Annotated in this window: 15 protein-coding genes; 6 read left to right on the forward strand and 9 right to left on the reverse strand. The window is 70.4% G+C overall.

Going from position 1 to position 18511, the window contains the following annotated elements; genetic code table 11:
* Positions 1 to 75: 75 nt before the first annotated feature.
* From yjfF to ACNYC2_RS25245, 5 genes are all read right to left on the reverse strand, one after another.
* Positions 76 to 1074: a galactofuranose ABC transporter, permease protein YjfF gene (gene yjfF, locus ACNYC2_RS25225; RefSeq protein WP_419704380.1), complete on the reverse strand. Its 999-nt coding sequence runs from the start codon at positions 1072 to 1074 to the stop codon at positions 76 to 78.
* Positions 1074 to 2138, reverse strand: a complete 1065-nt coding sequence (locus ACNYC2_RS25230) for an ABC transporter permease (protein ID WP_419704381.1) — start codon at positions 2136 to 2138, stop codon at positions 1074 to 1076. The genes yjfF and ACNYC2_RS25230 overlap by 1 nt, the downstream gene beginning before the upstream one ends.
* Positions 2135 to 3661: a sugar ABC transporter ATP-binding protein gene (locus tag ACNYC2_RS25235; protein WP_419704382.1), complete on the reverse strand. Its 1527-nt coding sequence runs from the start codon at positions 3659 to 3661 to the stop codon at positions 2135 to 2137. The genes ACNYC2_RS25230 and ACNYC2_RS25235 overlap by 4 nt, the downstream gene beginning before the upstream one ends.
* 159 nt (positions 3662 to 3820) lie before the next feature.
* Entirely contained in the window at positions 3821 to 4831 is a 1011-nt protein-coding gene (locus tag ACNYC2_RS25240; RefSeq protein ID WP_419704383.1) for an ABC transporter substrate-binding protein, read from the reverse strand.
* A 169-nt stretch (positions 4832 to 5000) separates the two neighbouring features.
* Complete coding sequence (locus tag ACNYC2_RS25245) at positions 5001 to 6512, reverse strand: alpha-N-arabinofuranosidase (RefSeq protein ID WP_419704384.1); 1512 nt, start codon at positions 6510 to 6512, stop codon at positions 5001 to 5003.
* Positions 6513 to 6708: 196 nt separating this feature from the next.
* Between ACNYC2_RS25245 and ACNYC2_RS25250 the strand changes: the two genes are divergently transcribed.
* The 5 genes from ACNYC2_RS25250 (at position 6709) to ACNYC2_RS25270 (ending at position 12071) form a co-directional block, all read left to right on the forward strand.
* Positions 6709 to 8058, forward strand: a complete 1350-nt coding sequence (locus ACNYC2_RS25250) for an ABC transporter substrate-binding protein (RefSeq protein WP_419704385.1) — start codon at positions 6709 to 6711, stop codon at positions 8056 to 8058.
* 110 nt (positions 8059 to 8168) lie between these two features.
* Positions 8169 to 9062: a carbohydrate ABC transporter permease gene (locus tag ACNYC2_RS25255; RefSeq protein ID WP_377135805.1), complete on the forward strand. Its 894-nt coding sequence runs from the start codon at positions 8169 to 8171 to the stop codon at positions 9060 to 9062.
* Positions 9063 to 9074: 12 nt separating this feature from the next.
* Positions 9075 to 9995, forward strand: coding sequence for a carbohydrate ABC transporter permease (locus tag ACNYC2_RS25260; protein ID WP_419704386.1), 921 nt, complete (start codon positions 9075 to 9077; stop codon positions 9993 to 9995).
* 1 nt (position 9996) lies between these two features.
* Entirely contained in the window at positions 9997 to 11421 is a 1425-nt protein-coding gene (locus tag ACNYC2_RS25265; protein ID WP_419704387.1) for an arabinan endo-1,5-alpha-L-arabinosidase, read from the forward strand.
* Entirely contained in the window at positions 11418 to 12071 is a 654-nt protein-coding gene (locus ACNYC2_RS25270; protein WP_419704388.1) for a YesL family protein, read from the forward strand. The genes ACNYC2_RS25265 and ACNYC2_RS25270 overlap by 4 nt, the downstream gene beginning before the upstream one ends.
* Positions 12072 to 12088: 17 nt before the next feature.
* On the opposite strand, the gene ACNYC2_RS25275 is transcribed toward ACNYC2_RS25270, so the two are convergent.
* On the reverse strand, positions 12089 to 13153 hold the full coding sequence (locus tag ACNYC2_RS25275) for a LacI family DNA-binding transcriptional regulator (RefSeq protein WP_419704389.1): 1065 nt from the start codon (positions 13151 to 13153) through the stop codon (positions 12089 to 12091).
* Between the two features lie 110 nt (positions 13154 to 13263).
* Here ACNYC2_RS25275 and ACNYC2_RS25280 point away from each other — a divergent pair, with 110 nt between their 5' ends.
* Entirely contained in the window at positions 13264 to 14343 is a 1080-nt protein-coding gene (locus ACNYC2_RS25280) for an arabinan endo-1,5-alpha-L-arabinosidase (protein WP_419704390.1), read from the forward strand.
* A 178-nt stretch (positions 14344 to 14521) separates the two neighbouring features.
* Here ACNYC2_RS25280 and araA read toward each other — a convergent pair whose 3' ends face one another.
* The 3 genes from araA to ACNYC2_RS25295 are packed head-to-tail and all read right to left on the reverse strand — an operon-like array spanning position 14522 to position 18467.
* Positions 14522 to 16036: an L-arabinose isomerase gene (gene araA / locus ACNYC2_RS25285; RefSeq protein ID WP_419704391.1), complete on the reverse strand. Its 1515-nt coding sequence runs from the start codon at positions 16034 to 16036 to the stop codon at positions 14522 to 14524.
* Complete coding sequence (locus ACNYC2_RS25290; protein ID WP_419704392.1) at positions 16033 to 16803, reverse strand: L-ribulose-5-phosphate 4-epimerase; 771 nt, start codon at positions 16801 to 16803, stop codon at positions 16033 to 16035. The genes araA and ACNYC2_RS25290 overlap by 4 nt, the downstream gene beginning before the upstream one ends.
* Positions 16800 to 18467 (reverse strand): xylulokinase, encoded by a 1668-nt coding sequence (locus tag ACNYC2_RS25295; protein WP_419704393.1) that lies wholly within the window; start codon positions 18465 to 18467, stop codon positions 16800 to 16802. Before ACNYC2_RS25295 ends, ACNYC2_RS25290 begins: the two co-directional genes overlap by 4 nt.
* Positions 18468 to 18511: the final 44 nt, after the last annotated feature.

An 18511-nucleotide genomic window follows, 5' to 3' on the forward strand; every position in this document is an offset into this window, starting at 1 on the left:
TGGGTCGGTGGTACTGCGGCCCTGACTCGCCGTACCGGGTACGGCGAGTCAGGGCCGGGGTTCTGTGCCGTGCGGTTACGTGCGGCGGAGCGTCAGGATGCGCTGGAGGGCCACGAAGACCAGCAGGAGGACGCCGATCACGATCTTGGTCCACCAGGAGCTGAGGGTGCCCTCGAACGTGATGATCGTCTGGATCAGGCCGAGCACCAGCACGCCCAGCACGGAGCCGAGCACGAAGCCGGTGCCGCCCGTCAGCAGCGTCCCGCCGATGACCACCGCGGCGATGGCGTCGAGCTCCATCGCGACACCGGTCAGCGAGTAGCCCGACCGGGAGTACATCGCGAACAGCAGGCCGCCGAGCCCCGCGCACGTGCCGCTCACCACGTAGGCGAGCACCTTGGTGCGGGCCACGGGCAGACCCATGAGGAGCGCGGACTGCTCACCGCCGCCGATCGCGTACACCGTGCGGCCGAACCGCGTGAAGTGCAGCACGAGGAAGCCGAGGCCCACGACGACCAGCGCGATGAGCACGCCGGACGACATCCGCCAGCCGCCGAAGATCTGGACCCAGCTCGCGAGCTCGCCGAACGCCGGGTTGTCGATGGCGATGGACTCCGGCGCGATGAGGAAGCACAGGCCGCGGGCGAGGAACATGCCCGCGAGCGTCGCCACGAACGGCTGCACCTGGAAGTACTGCACCATCACGCCGTGCGCCAGGCCGATCACCGTCCCGGCGCCGACGGCGAGCGGGATCACCACCGCGGGCGGCAGACCCGCCTGCAGCAGCGCCGCGGTGACCACCGTGGACAGGGCCAGCACCGATCCGACCGACAGGTCGATCCCGCCGGTCAGGATCACGAAGGTCATGCCCACCGCGAGCACGATGAGGTGCGCGTTGTTGATGAACAGGTTGGACACCACTGCGGGCGTCAGGAAGTTCTCGTACCGGGTGCCGCCCACGATCAGCATGAGCGCCAGCACGACGAACGTGCCCACCACCGGGAGGTAGCGCCGGTCCAGCCGGGTCGGGATCTTCAGCGAGCGCGAGGCGCGCACGGGGGCCGACGTAGCCATCAGGCCTTCACCTCCGTCGAGTCAGGGCGCGCAGCGGGCTGCGGCTCGGGCGGCGTCGTCGCGACCGGACGACGGGTGGCGGCCGTCAGCCGCTCCCGCATCCGAGGCGACTGGAGCAGGGTCACCGCGATGACGACGAGCGCCATGAACAGGGGCGTGACCAGCGGCGAGATGCCGAGGACGGTCACCGTCCGCTCGAGGGTGGCGATGACGAGCGCGCCCACCAGGGTGCCCGACAGGTTGAACTTGCCGCCCGAGAGCGCGGTCCCGCCGATCACCACTGCCAGGATGGCGTCGAGCTCGATGAACACGCCGGCGTTGTTCGCGTCGGCGGCCATCGTGTCAGCGCTGATGAGCAGGCCCGCCAGGCCGGCGAACAGGCCCGACGCCGTGTACACGGTCCAGGTCAGCGTCTTGGAGCGGACGCCGGAGAGGCGGCTCGCGGCCGGGTTGATGCCGGTCGCCTCCAGGAGCATGCCGAGCGCGGTACGCCGCACCACGAACGCGACCACCGCGAAGACACCGAACGCGATGACCGCCGCGACGGGCAGCCCGAGCCAGAACCCTGAGCCGAGCACCTTGAACGGCGCGCTGTTGATCGTGGTGATCATGCCGCCCGTGATGAGCATGGCGACGCCGCGGCCCGCGGTCATCAGGATGAGCGTCGCGATGATCGGCTGGATGCCGAGCACCGAGACCAGGAACCCGTTCCACACGCCGAGCACCAGGCACAGCGCGAGGGCCAGGCCGATGGCGGTGAGCACCGTGACCGGTGACTCGGGGTTCGGCGACGACGCGATGTGCGACAGCGCGACCGCACCCGAGACCGCCACCACGGCGCCGACCGAGAGGTCGATGCCGCGCGTGGCGATGACCAGGGTCATGCCGAGGGCGACGAGCAGGAGCGGTGCGGTGGTCCGCAGGATGTCGATCGGGGCACCGAACAGGTGCCCGTCCCGGATGCTGATCGCCAGGAAGCTCGGCCGGGCGACGGTGTTGGCCACCAGCAGGGCGACCAGAGCCGCGACCGGCCAGAAGAGGTAGTGGCGCAGGATGTTCGTCACTTCGCGCCACCTCCGGCGATGAGGTCGACCACCTGGTCCATAGTGGCTCCTCCTCCATCGATCTCCGCCACCTTGCGACGGTCCCGCATCACGGCGATGCGGTGGGATATACGCAGTACTTCTTCGAGCTCCGCCGAGATGAAGACGACGGACATGCCCTCGGCCGCCAGGTCGGCGACGAGCTTCTGGATCTCTGCCTTGGCACCGACGTCGATGCCGCGGGTGGGCTCGTCCAGGACGAGCAGCTGCGGCGCCGTGGCGAGCCACCGCGCGAGCAGCACCTTCTGCTGGTTGCCGCCCGACAGGTTGCGCAGCAGCGCCTCGGGGTTGGCCGGCCGGATCCCGAGCTGCTTGATGTACGACGCGACCAGGTCGTCGACCTGCTTGCGGGGCAGCGGCCGGATCCAGCCGCGCCGCGCCTGCAGGGCGAGCACGATGTTCTCCCGCACGGTGAGGCCGTCGACGACGCCCTCCCCCTTGCGGTCCTCCGAGGTGTAGGCGATGCCGTGGCTCATGGCCGCGCGCGGCGTGCGCAGGCGGGCCGGCGCTCCGGCCACGCGGGTCTCGCCGACGTCGGCCCGGTCGGCGCCCGTGAGCAGGCGCGCCAGCTCCGTACGGCCCGAGCCGAGCAGACCGGCGAGACCGACCACCTCGCCCTCGTAGAGCTCGAGGTCGAAAGGCTGTACCGAGCCCTTGCGGCCGAGGCCGACCACCTGGAGCAGCGGGGTCGCGTCGGCGGGGCGCTCGGTGTGCTCGAGCACCTCCTCCGCGGCCTCCAGGACCTCCATGGAGCGGCCGATCATGTGCTGGACCAGCTCGGCGGCCGGCAGGTCGGCGGTGACGTACTCCCCCACCAGGCCGCCGTTGCGCAGCACCGTCATCCGGTCGGAGACCTCGTAGATCTGGTCGAGGAAGTGGCTGACGAACAGGATGGCGACGCCTTCGTCACGCAGCGTGCGCATGACGGTGAACAGGTGCGCCACCTCGTCCGTGTCCAGGCTGGAGGTGGGTTCGTCGAGGATGAGCACCTTGCAGTCGCCCACCGTGGCGCGGCAGATCGCGACGAGCTGCTGCACCGCGAGCGAGTGCGACCCGAGCGACGACGCCGGGTCGATGTTCAGACCCATCCGCTCCAGGTGCGACGCGGCCTGACGGCGCATCGCCGACCAGTGCAGGCCGCCCAGGAGCCGCGGCTCGGCGCCGAGCATGATGTTCTCCGCGACCGTGAGGTTCTCGCAGAGGTTCACCTCCTGGTAAACGGTGCTCACGCCGTGCGCCCGCGCGTCGGCGGGGCCGGTGAACCGGCGTTCTACGCCGTCGACCACTATCGTCCCCGCCGTCGGCGAGTGGATACCGGTGAGGGCCTTGATCAGGGTGGACTTGCCGGCGCCGTTCTCGCCCATGAGGGCATGGATCTCGCCGGGCCGCAGGCGGAAGTCGACCCCGTCGAGGGCCTTCACCGGGGGAAACTCGACGCTGATGCCGGTCATCTCGACGACGGCTGGTGCTGTCTGCTGGGTCATCCTCGACCTTCTTGTTCTGGCGTGCTGCGGCGCATGAGGGCTACATCGCCCGTCGCCGAAGTAGAGCGCCTGTCCGGACACACGCTCTACCTCGGCATGGCTCGATCGCCGAAGTAGAGCGTGTGTCCGGACAGGCGCTCTACTTCGGCGACACGGGCGTCAGTACTCGCGCGTGGGGAGCGCTTCCTTGGCCGCGGCCTGGTCGAACGCCTCGTCCTGGACGACGATGCGCTTCTCGACCTCTTCGCCGGCGATGACCTTCTTGGCGATGTCCGCCAGGTCCGGCCCGAGCAGCGGGTTGCACTCGACGATGTAGTTGATCTTGCCGTCGGCGAGCGCCTGCATGCCGTCCTTGACGGCGTCGATGGTGACGATCTTGATGTCCTCGCCGGGCACCATGCCGGCCGCCTCGATGGCCTCGATCGCGCCGAGCCCCATGTCGTCGTTGTGCGCGAACACGAGGTCGATGTCGTCGTGCTTGTTGAGGAAGCCCTCCATCACGGTCTTGCCCTCGGCCCGCGTGAAGTTACCGGTCTGGCTGTCGATGATCTCGACGTCGGTACCCTCGATGGCGGCCTCGAAGCCTTCCTTGCGGTCGATCGCCGGGGCGGCGCCCGTGGTGCCCTGCAGCTCGACGGCCTTGTAGCCCTCGCCGTCGTACTGCTCGGCGACCCACTCGCCGGCCATCTCACCCTCCTTGACGAAGTCGGAGCCGATGAACGACTCGTAGAGGGTCTCGTCGCTCGAGTCGACGGCGCGGTCCGTCAGGATCACGGGGATCCCGGCGGCCTTGGCCTCCTGGAGCACCGGGTCCCAGCCCGTCTCGACCACCGGGGAGAACGCGATGACGTCCACGCCCTGGGTGATGTAGGAGCGGATCGCCTGGATCTGGTTCTCCTGCTTCTGCTGCGCGTCGGAGAACTTCAGCTCGAAGCCGTTCTCCTCGGTGAGCGTGTCCTGGATGGACTTGGTGTTCGCGGCCCGCCACCCGGACTCGGCGCCCACCTGCGAGAAGCCGAGGGTGATGACGCCGTCGTCGGCGCCCCCACCTGCGGGCTCGCCTCCGCCTGCGGGCTCGCCACCGGCGTCAGATGCGCAGGCGCTCAGCGCGAACAGCGAGGCTACGGACACCGCGGCCAGAACGGTGCGGGTCAGGATCGTGCGTGCCATGTCTCCTCCTTGAGATCCTGCACGGCTTCGTGCGAGGACTTGCGGCTATTTGCCCGCCTCGAATGTTAGCGCTCACATGGGCCGGATTCATAGTGCGTGACGTCACGTTCCAGTAACGAGTCTGCAGTGTTTCGCCCAGTGGCGGAACAGCCGGAACCCGGCGCCCAGGTCAGTCCCGGACCAGGCGCAGCATCGACCAGGAGACCGGCGGCAGCTCCGCGCGCACCCTGTCGTCCGCGACCTTCGCCGAGGTGTTGGGCCGCGGTAGCACACTGGTGTCGTCGTCGGCCGTGGCGGACCAGGTGTGGTCGGGGTTCGACAGCGTGACGGCCTCCGCGACGCGCATGCCCGGGAAGCCGCGCAGGTCGACGTCGAGCACCACGGGACCGGTCAGCGACCTGTTCACGGCGAACACCACCACGTCGCCGGACTCGGCGTCGTGCGTCGCGACGGCGTCGAGCACCGCCACCTCGCCGAACCTGGCCGTCTCATGCACCGGCGAGTCGATCGCGGGGCGCAGCACCTCGCCGGCGGCGTGCCGGGCGGTGAGGGCGAAGGGGTGGAAGATCGTCTGCTTCCAGGTGCGCCCGCCGGGCTCGGTCATGATCGGTGCGATCACGTTGACGAGCTGGGCCATGGACGCCGAGTGCACGCGGTCGGTGTTCCGCAGCAGGGAGATGAGCATGTTGCCCACCACCACGGCGTCGGCCACGTTGTAGCGGTCCTCCAGCAGCACGGGCGCCACCGGCCAGTCGTCGCCCGACGGCGGCCGCGACTCGGCGCGCTTCTGGTACCAGACGTTCCACTCGTCGAACGAGATGTGCACCCGCTTGGTCTGCTTGCGGGCGGCGCGGACGGCGTCGGCGGTGGCCGCCACGGACTCCACGAAGTGGTCCATGTCCACCACGGAGGCCAGGAACGACGCCAGGTCGCCGTCCTCCTCCCAGTAGTAGGCGTGCGCCGAGACGTAGTCGACGTGCTCGTACGCCTCGGTGAGGACCACGCGCTCCCACTCGCCGAACGTGGGCATCTGCGACCCCGACGACCCGCAGACCACGAGCTCGAGGCCCGGGTCGATCATCCGCATGGCGCGGGCGGTCTCGGCGGCCAGGCGGCCGTACTCCTGCGGCGTCTTGCTGCCGATCTGCCACGGGCCGTCCATCTCGTTGCCCAGGCACCACATCTTGATCCGGTACGGGTCCTCGGCACCGTTCGCCCGGCGCTGGTCCGCCCAGAAGGAGCCGCCGGGCACGTTGCAGTACTCCAGCAGGTCGAGCGCCTCCTGCACCCCGCGAGTGCCCAGGTTGACGGCCATCATGGGCTCGACGCCCGCCTTGGCCGCCCACCGCATGAACTCGTCCACGCCGACGAGGTTCGGCTCGGTCGAGTGCCAGGCCAGGTCCAGCCGGCGGGGGCGCTGCTCGACCGGCCCCACGGCGTCCTCCCACCGGTAGCCGGAGACGAAGTTCCCGCCCGGGTAACGGACCGTCGAGACCCCGAGCTCCCGCGTGAGCTCCACGACGTCGCCGCGGAAGCCGTCGGCGTCGGCGGTGGGGTGGCCGGGGTCGTGGATGCCCGTGTACACGCAGCGCCCGAGGTGTTCGACGAACGAGCCGAAGGTGCGGCGGCGCACGGGCCCGACCACGAAGGCGGGGTCGAGCGAGACGGTGGCGGAGTGCATGGGGGTCCTCTCGTGACGGCAGCGATGCCGCGGGTATACATCGTTGTAGAAGGGATGCTAGCGTGTGCCGCATCGATTCTCCATCGATGTAACTTCAAGGTCGAAGAGACAACCGGCACGCTCCGCGACACGTTGTGCCCGCCACTTCCGGCGGCACCGCCCGCACCCAGCGGCCCGGCTCACGAGAGGAACCGTGATGAAGAAGTCACGCCTGACCACCGGCATCGTCGCCGGACTGGTGCTGGCCTCCACCGCCGCCTGCGGCGGTGGTTCGGGAACTGACGACGACGGCAAGCTCACCTTCATGTTCCGCGGCGGCGAGGACGAGAAGGCCGCCTACCAGGAGGCCATCGACAGGTTCTCCGAGGAGACCGGCGTCGAGGTGGAGGTCATCGTCACCGACGCCGACCAGTACGCCACCAAGCTCCAGGCGGCGATCTCGGGCAACAACGTGCCCGACGTGTTCTACATCGAGCAGGCGAACCTGCAGTCCTACGTCACCTCGGGGGTGCTGCTCGACATCACCGACCACGTCGAGGCGTCCGGCGTCGACCTGGACAACCTGTGGGACTACGGCGTCGACTCCTACCGCTACGACGGCAAGCTCCAGGGCACGCCCGACGGCGCGCTCTACGGTCTGCCGAAGGACGTCGGCCCGTTCGCCATGGGCTACAACAAGACGATGCTCGAGGCCGAGGGCATCGAGCTGCCGAGCGCCGACGAGCCCTACACCTGGGACGAGTGGCTCGACGTGCTGAAGAAGGTCACCAAGGACACCGACGGTGACAAGAAGGTCGACCAGTGGGGCACCGGCCTCAACGTCCAGTGGAACATGCAGGGCTTCGCCTGGAGCAACGGCGCCGACTGGACCAACGAGGACCGCACCGAGGTCACCGTGGACACCCCCGAGATGGCCGAGGCGCTGCAGTACATCGCCGACCTGACCACGGTGGACGAGGTGACCCCGAACGCCGAGCAGGCGGCCACGCTGGACACCTACCAGCGCTGGATGGAGGGCCAGATCGCCTTCTTCCCCGTGGGCCCGTGGGACGTGAGCACGTACAACGAGCTCGACTTCGACTACGACCTGATCCCCTTCCCCGCCGGGTCGACGGGCGAGCCCGCCACGTGGATCGGCTCGCTCGGCATCGGCGTCTCGGCCACGACCGCCATGCCGGAGGAGGCCGTCGAGCTGGTGACCTACCTGTCCGCCGACGAGACCGCGCAGCAGACCCTCGTCGACGCCGGCATCCAGGTGCCGAACCTCAAGGACATGGCGGCCGAGTGGGCCGCCGAGGAGGACACCAGCCCGGCCAACCGCCAGGAGTTCCTGGACATCGTCGAGGACTACGGCCGCCCGATGCCCGCCGCGATGACGTACGGCGCCGCCTGGTACGACGAGATGTGGACCAACATCCAGCCGGTCCTGGACGGTCAGCAGACCGCCGACGAGTACCTCGCCGAGGTGGAGCCGCGCATGCAGACCCTGCTCGACGAGGCCAACGACCAGGCCGAGCAGGCCGCGGCCGCGAGCGCCGGCAACTAGCCCTCACCGAGGGTTGTGACGCGTTGGTCGAGCCTGTCGAGACCCCCGCAGGTCTCGACAGGCTCGACCACCGGGTCACGACCCCGCGGCCACCTGCAGAGAGGAACCTCATGGCTGGCTCGGCCTCACGCCTGCACCGGTCCGAGAACCGCTGGGCGCTCGCCTTCGTCGCGGCCCCGGTGATCGGCTACCTGCTGTTCACGCTGTACCCCGTGTGCTTCGCGGTGTACGCGTCGCTGACGAACTGGAACGGCCTCGGGGTCATGCGGTTCGTCGGGCTCGACAACTACGTCCGGCTCTTCAGCGACGCGAACTTCCTCGAGTCGATCTACAACACGTTCTTCTACATGATCGGCATCCCGATCGGCCTTGCCGTGTCGCTGGCTCTGGCCGTCGCGATGAACCGCAAGATCGTGGGTCTGACGGCGTTCCGCACGATCTACTACGTGCCGGTCATCTCGTCGCTCGCGGCGATCGCCATCCTCTGGCAGTGGGCGTACAACGGTGACTTCGGCCTGGTCAACCAGGCCCTGGCCCTCGTCGGCATCGACGGCCCCAACTGGCTGGCGAGCACGTTCTGGGCCAAGCCAGCGATCATCCTGATGGCGATCTGGAAGGGCCTGGGGTTCTCGATGATCCTCTACCTGGCAGCCATCCAGTCGGTGCCGCGCTCGCTCTACGAGGCCGCGCAGCTCGACGGCGCCAACGGCTGGCAGCGGTTCCGCAGCATCACGCTGCCCATGGTCCGGCCGGTGACGTTCTTCCTCGTCGTGACCAACGTGATCGGCGGCGCGCAGCTCTTCACCGAGGTCAACATCATGACGCCGACGGGCGGGCCGGAGTACAGCACCGCGTCCGCCGTCTGGCACATCTGGCGGCAGGCGTTCAAGTACCAGCAGATGGGCTACGCGACGGCCATGGCGATCGTGCTGGGCCTGCTCATCCTCGTCGTCACCCTGATCCAGTTCCGCCTGAACCGGCGCAACAGCTTCGACATCGACTGAGCCGGAGGAACCATGAGTACTACGACGGCCCCGAGCCGCAACAGCCTCGGCTTCGAACCTCCCGCACGGAAGGCCACCGGCCGCAACCCGATGAGCCGGACCACGAGCACCCGGATCGGCGACTGGCTCGTCTTCGTCCTGCTCTCGGTCGGAGCGGTGGTGATGATCGCCCCGCTGGTCTGGATGGTCTCGACGTCCCTGAAGACCAAGAACGAGGTCTTCGCCCTGCCGCCCGTGTGGATCCCCGAGGTGCCCCAGTGGGAGACCTACGTGCGGATGTGGCAGGACTCCAGCATCCTGACCGGGTTCCAGAACAGCTTCGTCGTGGCGGCGTCCGTCACGGTGCTGGGCATGATCACCTGCTCGATGGCGGCGTTCGCCATCGCGAAGATGCGCCTGCCGTTCCGCAACCTCATCTTCATCGGCATGCTGACCGGGATCATGATCCCGTACCCGACCCTGATGATCCCGCAGTTCGTGATGTTCTCGCGGATCGGCTGGGTCGACACGCTCCTGCCGCTGATCGTCCCGGCGATCTTCGGGAACATCCTCGTGATCTTCTTCCTGCGGCAATACCTGGAGAACGTGCCGAACTCGATCATCGAGGCGGCGAAGATCGACGGCGCGAACTTCTGGCAGATCTTCTGGCGGCTGATCTTCCCGATCATCCGGCCGGCGGTGGCCGCCCAGTTCATCCTCTGGTTCATGATGGTCTGGAACGACTACCTGGCGCCGATCCTGTACCTGAACACGCCGGAGCGGCAGACGCTCCAGGTGGTCATCGCCAACATGAACGTGCAGTACGCGACCCAGCGGGACTACCCGCTGATCATGGCCGCCTCGTTCGTGGCGCTGCTGCCGATCCTGGCGATCTTCCTGATCTTCCAGCGGCAGATCATCGAGTCGGTCGCCCTCACCGGCACCAAGGGCTGACGTGACCACCTCCACCTGGGGCGGCCGGCACGTCCACGACCCCACGGTCGTCCGCGACGACGACGGCACGTACTGGATGTTCTCCACGGACGCCCGGTCGGACGGTCCCGTCCGGGCCGGCGTCCAGGTCCGCACCTCGCGCGACCTGGTGCGCTGGGAGCTGCACGGCTGGGCGCTCGACGGCGTCCCCGGCCCGGCCGCCGACTGGTCCGGAGCAGAGGGCCTGTGGGCGCCCGAGGTCGTCCGCGCGGGCGAGCCCGGGCCTGCCGAGTGGCGCATGTACTACTCGGCGTCGACGTTCGGGTCACGCCGGTCGGCGATCGGGCTCGCGACCGCGCCGCACCCGTCGGGTCCGTGGACCGACCGCGGGGTGGTCGTCGCGAGCGACCACGCGGCGGCCCGGGCCGGGTTCAGGCACCCCAACGCGATCGACGCGAACCTCGTCAGCGAGCGACCGGGCGGCCGCCAGTGGCTGGTCTACGGCTCGTTCTTCGGGGGCATCTACGCGCTGCCCGTCGACCCGGCCACCGGCTTCGTCGTCGACGCGCCGGAGCCGGGCGCGCTGCGCAGTGCGCCGGGAACGCTGCTGGCCCGCCGCCCCCGGCTCGCCGACGGCGCCGTCGAGGGCGCGTTCGTCCTCCCTCGGCCGGACGGCGGCTGGGCGCTCCTGGTCTCGTACGACTCGCTGGCCGGGACGTACCACCTGCGGGCCGCGGTCGGCGACGAGGTCACCGGGCCGTTCCGCGACCGGGGCGGGCGGGCGATGACCGACGGAGCCGCCGGTACCGAGGGCGCGGGCGCCACCGAGCAGGCGGCCGAGGCTGCGGGCGAGGGCGCGGCGTCCGGCGTCGACCCGTGGCAGGTCGGCATGCCGGTCCTCGCGAGCCACCGGCTGGCCGGCGGTCCGGGGCTCCTCGCGCCGGGGCACGCGTCGGTCCTCACCGAGCCCGGGCGGCAGCTCCTGGTCCACCACGTCCGCGACGCCGACGCCCCGACCGAGCACCGTGTCCAGGTACGCCGGCTGGTGTGGACCCACGACGGCTGGCCGCTGGTCTCCCCGCAGCCCTGGGCGGGGCCGGACCGGGAGAACGACGACACCGCCACCTGGCCCAGCTCCCCCGCGGTGCTCGGCGGCACCTGGGAGGTGCTCGACGTCGGCGCCGCGACCGCCAAGGTGGTGGACGGCCGGACCGGCGCGCTGGAGGAGGTGCTGGACGGCGCGCTCACCGGCGTGGGCCGGGCGCGCCCGCTCGGCGCGGGCCGGTTCACCTTCGCCGGAGCCGCTGGTTCGGCGGCTCCCACGCGCCGGTGGACGGCCGTCGTCTTCCCCGCCTGGGACGCCGTCCGCGACCGTGCCACCCTGTGCCTGACAGCGACGGACGACGCCGGTCGGGTAGTGACCGGCACGAGGGTGGACGACAGGTGAGCGAGCTCAGGCCGGACAAGCCGGCGCGCGACACGTCCGCCGTGGACGAGGTCGGCTGGACCGCCGGCGTCATGCGGGTGCTCCGGCGGGTCACGCGCCTGGTCGAGGTCAACGTGCTGGTGCTCCTGGGGGCACTCGCGGGCGGCGTCGTGCTGGGGCTGTGGCCCGCCGTCCGGGCGGCGAGCGCTGTGCTTCTCGACGGCGATCCCGCCGAGTCCCCCTGGCGGCCCTTCTGGCGGGAGTGGCTCGCGGGCTGGCGGCGCGCCAACGTGCTCGGCGCTCCGCTGACGGTCGGGATCGCGGCTCTGCTGCTCGACCTCGCCGTGCTCGGGCAGCTGGACGGCCCCGGACGGGCCGCGCTGCAGCTGGGGCTCGTCCTGGTGGCTGCCTGGGGTGCGGTGGTGCTGGCCTACTGGCCGCGGGTGGTGCTGCGCTACGACCGGTCCGCTCTCGACACGTGGCGCTTCCTGCTGCTGAGCCCGGCGCTCGGTCCGGGCACGGCAGCAGGTGCGGTGGTGGTGCTCGGCGTGTGCGGGCTCGTCGCGTACGTGATCCCCCTGCTCGGGCTGCTCGCCGGGGTCGCGGTGCCGCTGTGGCTCACCGGCCGGATGGTCGACGAGCGGCTGGACCGCATCGACGAGCAGGACTAGCCGGCGACCCCTGCACGTCAGGGAATGTCCTCCCGCCAGCCCGGCAGGGCCGCCGCCACAGTCTCGCCGTCCCCCTGCGTATCGCCGGTCGACTCCCTCCCCACGATCCGCATCGGGGGCACGACCCGCCGGAACGGCTCCGTGGTGCCGGTGATCCGCTCGACCAGCAGGCCGACGGCGGTGCGCGCGATCTCGTCGCGCCCCGGGTCCACCGACGAGATGGTGGGTACGGAGTAGCGCACGTCGTCGACGTCGTCGAACCCGATGAGCGCGATGTCGCCGGGGATGTCGATCCGCCGCTCGTGCAGCGCGTGCAGGGCGCCGAGCGCCATCGCGTCGTTCAGGGCGAACACGGCATCGATCGGGGTGCCGGAGTCGAGCAGCCGGGCCATCGTCTCGGCGCCGGTCGAGCGGTGCCAGAGGCCCGCCTCGCCCACGAGCGCCGGGTCGAACGGGATCCCGGCATCGGCGAGCGCCCGCTCGTAGCCGGCCAGCCGCAGCGCGGCCGAGCCGATGACCTCGCCCGCGTGCGCGCCGACGACGGCGATGCGCCGTCGTCCCGATGCGATGAGGTGCGCGGTGGCGGCCCGGGCGCCCTCCACGTTGTTCATGGTCACGTGGTCGGCCCGCGCCCCGAAGACCCGTTCGCCGAGCACGACGAGCGGGAAGTCGACGTCGAAGTGGTCGAGGTCGTCGGGGCCGAGCGCGAGGGGCGAGAAGAGCACGCCGTCGCCCCGGTGGCGGCGGTTCCCCGTGAGCACCTCGAGCTCCCGCTCGCGCTCGGCGCCGGTCTGCTCGATGAGCACGGACCAGCCGCGCTCGTCGGCAGCGCGGATCACCGAGTCGGCGAGCTCGGCGAAGTACGGCAGCGACAGCTCCGGCACGTTGAGCGTGATCATGCCGGTACGCCGGGTGCGCAGGTCGCGGGCCGAGGTGTTCATCCGGTAGCCGAGCTGGTCGATCGCCTCCTCGACGCGCCGTCGGGTCGAGTCGCGGATGTACGGGTATCCGTTGACCACGTTCGAGACTGTCTTGACGGAGACGCCGGCACGCAGCGCGACGTCCTGCATCCTCACCGGCATCGGTGCGCGGCCTTTCGACGATGGTGCTCGGAGCGAGTGTTCCTCTACACTCTACATCGTTGTAGAAGTGGAATTTGAAGCAGCGGACCCGACCCACCCGGAGGACAAAGATGTCACTACGCAGACCACTCGCGGCGCTCGGCGCGCTCGCGTTCACGGCGGCCATCGCGATGGGCGCTCCTGCGTCCGGCGCGGTCGCCGGGGCGCCGGGCGGTACGTCCGGGGGCAAGCCCGGCGAGATCGCCGTCGTCGGCGACACCGCACCGATCCACGACCCTGCTCTCACCGTCGACGACGACGGCACCTGGTGGGTCTACTCGACCGGCCTGCTGAACCGGGAGAACGGCGGCACCGTGCAGATGTGGTCGTCGCACGACCGCGGCACCACCTGGGCCTACGAGGGCACCGTCTGGGACGAGATCCCGGCCTGGATCGACGAGCACTTCTCGGACGGCGCCCTGCCGGACAACCTCTGGGCCCCCGAGGTCTACGAGCACGACGGCACGTACTACCTGTACTACTCGGCGTCCCGCTTCGGCACCAACAACTCGGTCACGGCGCTCGCCACGAACACCACCCTCGACCCGGACGACCCCGACTACGAGTGGGTGGACCAGGGGCCCGTCATCACCTCCCCGGCCCCGATCGAGGACGGCAAGGAGTTCAACGCGATAGACGCCGGCATCGTCACCGGCAAGGACGGCACGCCGTACATGGCGATCGGCTCGCACTGGTACGGCATCTTCCTGGTGGAGATCTCCTGGCCCAGCGGCAAGCCCGTGGCCGGGGCCCTGGAGAACGCCGTCCACCTGGTCGACCGGTTCGCGCCGGGCAACCGCGTGGAGGCCCCGTACATCCAGGAGCGGGGCGGCTGGTACTACCTGTACGTCTCGTTCGACGCCTGCTGCGCCGGGGCGGACAGCACCTACAAGGTGGTCGTCGGGCGCTCCCGCGACGTGACCGGCCCGTACCTCGACAAGGAGGGCCGGGACATGGTCGGCGGCGGGGGCACGGTGCTCCTGGAGTCGAGCGGCCCGAGGGTCGGTCCGGGCGGCCAGTCGGTGCACGACGGCGTCCTCGCCTACCACTACTACGACGGCGCCAACGAGGAGATCCCGTACTTCCCGACGCTCGGCCTGCACCGGCTGGGCTGGAAGGCCGGCTGGCCGGTGGTCACCTCCCCCCGCTGACCCCTCCTGGTCATGGGCGCGATCGTCGCGACCCCGTGCCGAGATAGAACCAGGGCGAGATAGAACTGCAGCGAAGTAGAACTGGAGCGCACCTGAGGGGTGCGCTCCAGTTCTACTTCGCTGCAGTTCTATCTCGCCCTGGTTCTATCTCGCCACAGTTCTATCTCGGCAGAGTGGGTCAGAGGCCCTGGGCCAGGCGGTAGTAAGCCTGGTTGTGGCGGACCTGGTCGGCGAAGCCGCGACGCGTCGTGTCCTCGTCGATGACGAGCAGCTCGGTGCGCGCGATGTTCGCGAAGACCTCGAACGCCTCGATGCCCGCGGCGGTCGACATGACGGTGTGGTGCGCGCCGCCCGCCGTCAGCCACGACTCGGCCGAGACCTCGAACGACGGCCGCGGCTTCCACATCGCGCGGGCGACCGGCAGCTTCGGCAGGTCGCGCGGCGGGGTGACGACGTCGACCACGTTCGCCGTCAGGCGGAACCGGTCCCGCATGTCCGCGAGCGAGACGACGACGGCGCCCTCCACGGCGTCGGCCGAGAAGACCATCCGGACCGGGTCCTCCTTGCCACCGATGCCGAGCGGGTGGACCTCGATGCGCGGCGTCGCGGTGGTCAGCGACGGGCAGACCTCCAGCATGTGCGCGCCGAGGATCAGCTCGGAGCCGGGGGTGAGGTCGTAGGTGTAGTCCTCCATGAGGCTCGCGCCCCCGGGGAGGCCCAGCCCCATCACCTTGGCGGCCCGGACGAGCACCGCCGTCTTCCAGTCGCCCTCGGCGCCGAAGCCGTAGCCCTTCTCCATGAGCCGCTGCACCGCGAGCCCGGGGAGCTGGCGCAGCGCGCCCAGGTCCTCGAAGTTGGTGGTGAACGCCTTGGCGCCGGCCGCCTCCAGGAAGCCCTCCAGCGCGATCTCCTGGCGTGCGGCGTAGCGCAGCGAGTCGTGCCGCTCGGCGCCGGCCCGCAGCTCGGGGGCGACGTCGTACTTCTCCTCGTACTCGGCCACCACCTTGTCGATGGCGGCCTCCTCGACAGCCTCCACCCCCGCGACCAGCTCGTTCACGCCGTGCGTGTTCACCGAGACGCCGAACCGCAGCTCGGCCTCGGTCTTGTCACCCTCGGTGACGGCGACGTTGCGCATGTTGTCGCCGAAGCGCACCAGCTTGAGCTCGTGCGTCGCCGCCCAGCCGGCCGCGCCGCGCACCCAGGTGCCCACCCGGCGCGTGACGGCCGGGTTGGAGACGTGCCCCACGACCGTGGTGCGCGCGACGCCGAGCCGCGTGGCGATGTACGCGTACTCGCGGTCGCCGTGCGCTGCCTGGTTGAGGTTCATGAAGTCCATGTCGATGTCGTCCCAGGGGAGCTCGACATTGGCCTGCGTGTGCAGGTGCAGCAACGGCTTGCGCAGCGCGTCCAGGCCCGCGATCCACATCTTCGCGGGGCTGAACGTGTGCATCCAGGTGACGACACCGATAACGTTGTCGTCGCCGTTCGCGTCCAGCATGGCGCGGCGGATCGCCACCGAGTCCTTGAGGACCGGCTTCCACACCACCTTGACCGGCACGTCCGACGACGCGTCCAGCGCCCGGGCCACCTCCTGCGACTGCTCGGCGACCTGGGCGAGGGTCTCCTCGCCGTAGAGGTCCTGGCTCCCGGTGAGGAACCAGACCTCACGGTCCGCGTAGGGCTTGGTGCTCATGCCTGTCCTTCCATGTTCTTGGTGTCGGCCGCAGTGCTGCCCGACGGCGTCGTCGCGGGCTGGCCGTAGACGTTCTGGTAACGGTCGTAGAGAGAGTCGATGTGCTGCTGCTCCATCGGGACGGGCTCGCCGAGCTGGCGGGAGATGTGCACCGTACGGGCGACCTCCTCGACCATCACGGCCGCCTTCACGGCGGCGCGGGCGTCCTTGCCGATCGTGAACGGCCCGTGGTTGCGCATCAGGACGGCGGGGCTGCGGTGGCCGCTGAGCGTCTCGACGATGCCCCGGCCGATCGAGTCGTCGCCGATGATCGCGAACGGGCCGATGGGCACGGGGCCGCCGAACTCGTCGGCCATCATCGTGAGCACGCACGGCACCTCCTCGCCGCGCGCGGCCCACGCCGTCGCGTACGTGGAGTGCGTGTGCACCACACCGCCCACCTCGGCCATGTGCTGGTACACGTAGGCGTGCGCCGCGGTGTCCGACGACGGCGACCGCGTGCCGTCCACGAGGTTGCCGTCGAGGTCGCACACGACCATGCCGGCGGGGGTGAGGTCGTCGTAGGAGACGCCAGAGGGCTTGATGACGAACAGGTCGCCGCTGCCGTCCGGCACGTCGGGGTTCGGCACGCGCTGGGACACGTTGCCCGCGGTCCAGACCACGAGGTCCCAGCGCGGCAGCTCGGCGTGCAGGTCGGAGACGACCACGCGGACGCGCGCCACCTCCTCCTGGACCGCCTGCGAGTAGTCGGTCAGTGCCTTGCTCATCGGTCGCTCTCCTGCGTCGTGTCTCGGGTCCGGAGCGTCTCGACGGCGGCGCGCTCGATCGCGAGGCCCGCGCTGTACCGCTCCAGGTAGGCGGAGAAGCCCGCCACGTCACCGGCGTCCGGCTCGACGACGTCGAGCGCGGCGTCCGCGAAGACCTCGGCGTCGAGGTAGGCGCCCAGGCTCTGCTCGGGGGCGGCCGCACCGTGCGCGGACGCCCGGTACGCGGCGAGCACCGCGATGCCCCACGCACCGCCCTCGCCCGCCGTACGGCCGACGGCCACCGGCGCGTCCAGCGCGGCGGCCAGCAGACGCTGGGCCACACCCTCGGTCCGGAACAGGCCGCCGTGGGCGAACATGGAGTCCAGCCCCACCTGCTCCCCGGCGAGTACCCGCATGCCGAGGCTCAGCGTGCCGAACACGCTGTAGACCTGCGTGCGCGCGAAGTTGCCGAGGGTGAGCCGACTGTCGGGCGTGCGCGTGAACAGCGGCCGGCCGGCCTCGAGGCCGGTGATCGGCTCGCCGGACAGGTAGTTGTAGGCGAGCAGGCCGCCGCCGTCGGCGTCGCCGTCCAGGGCGGACCGCAGCAGCACCCCAAACACGGCGTCGGGAGCGGCGGGCTGCCCGAGCGCCGTGGCGAACTGGCCGAACACCTCGGCCCACGCGCCGAGCTCGCTGGCCCCGTTGTTGCAGTGCACCATAGCGACGAGGTCGCCGGCCGGCGTGGTGACCAGGTCCAGCTCCTCGTGCACGCTGTCCAGCGGCTTCTCCAGGACGACCATCGCGAAGATGCTGGTCCCGGCGCTGACGTTGCCGGTGCGGGGCGCCACCGAGTTGGTGGCGACCATGCCGGTCCCGGCGTCGCCCTCGGGCGGGCACAGCGGGATGCCGGGCCGCAGCGTCCCTGTGGGGTCCAGCAGCGCGGCGCCCTCGGCGGTCAGCGCGCCGGCGTCGGCTCCGGCGGGAAGGACGCGCGGCAGCAGGTCGGTGATGCCCGGGCCCGGGCCGCGGTCGCCCACCAGCTCGTCGAGCTGGGCCAGCATCCGCTGGTCGTAGCCCTTCGTCGCCGGGTCGATCGGGAACATGCCGGAGGCGTCGCCGACGCCGAGCACCTGCTGCCCGGTCAGGCGCCAGTGCACGTAGCCGGCCAGCGTGGTGAAGTGCCGCACCCGCTCCACGTGCGGCTCATCATCGAGGATCGCCTGGTACAGGTGGGCGATCGACCAGCGCTGCGGGATGTTGTAGCCGAACAGGCCGGTCAGCTCGGTAGCGGCACGTTCGGTGCTGGTGTTGCGCCAGGTCCGGAACGGCACGAGCAGCTCGTCGGTCTCGTCGAACGCGAGATAGCCGTGCATCATCGCCGAGACGCCCAGCGCGCCGACGGTGGTGAGCCGCACGCCGTACTGCCGCTCGACGTCCGACAACAGCGCTGTCACCGACTCCTGGAGACCCGACCAGACGGCGTCCAGCGAGTAGGTCCACACGCCGTCGACGAGCTGGTTCTCCCAGTCGTGGCTGCCGCTCGCGAGCGGTGCGCCCGACGGGCCGACGAGGCACGCCTTGATCCTGGTGGAGCCGAGCTCGATGCCGAGAGCGGTCCGCCCCTGCTCGATCGCCTCCCGGAGGCCGGCGAGCCGTTCCACCCCTTCGTCCTGCCGCTCCACCATCGTGGGCCGCTCCGTCCTGCCCGCATCGTCGCGTGGCGTCGTTC

Origin of the sequence: Promicromonospora sp. NFX87, from assembly GCF_048564965.1 — a bacterium.
In the GTDB taxonomy this organism is placed as follows: domain Bacteria; phylum Actinomycetota; class Actinomycetes; order Actinomycetales; family Cellulomonadaceae; genus Promicromonospora.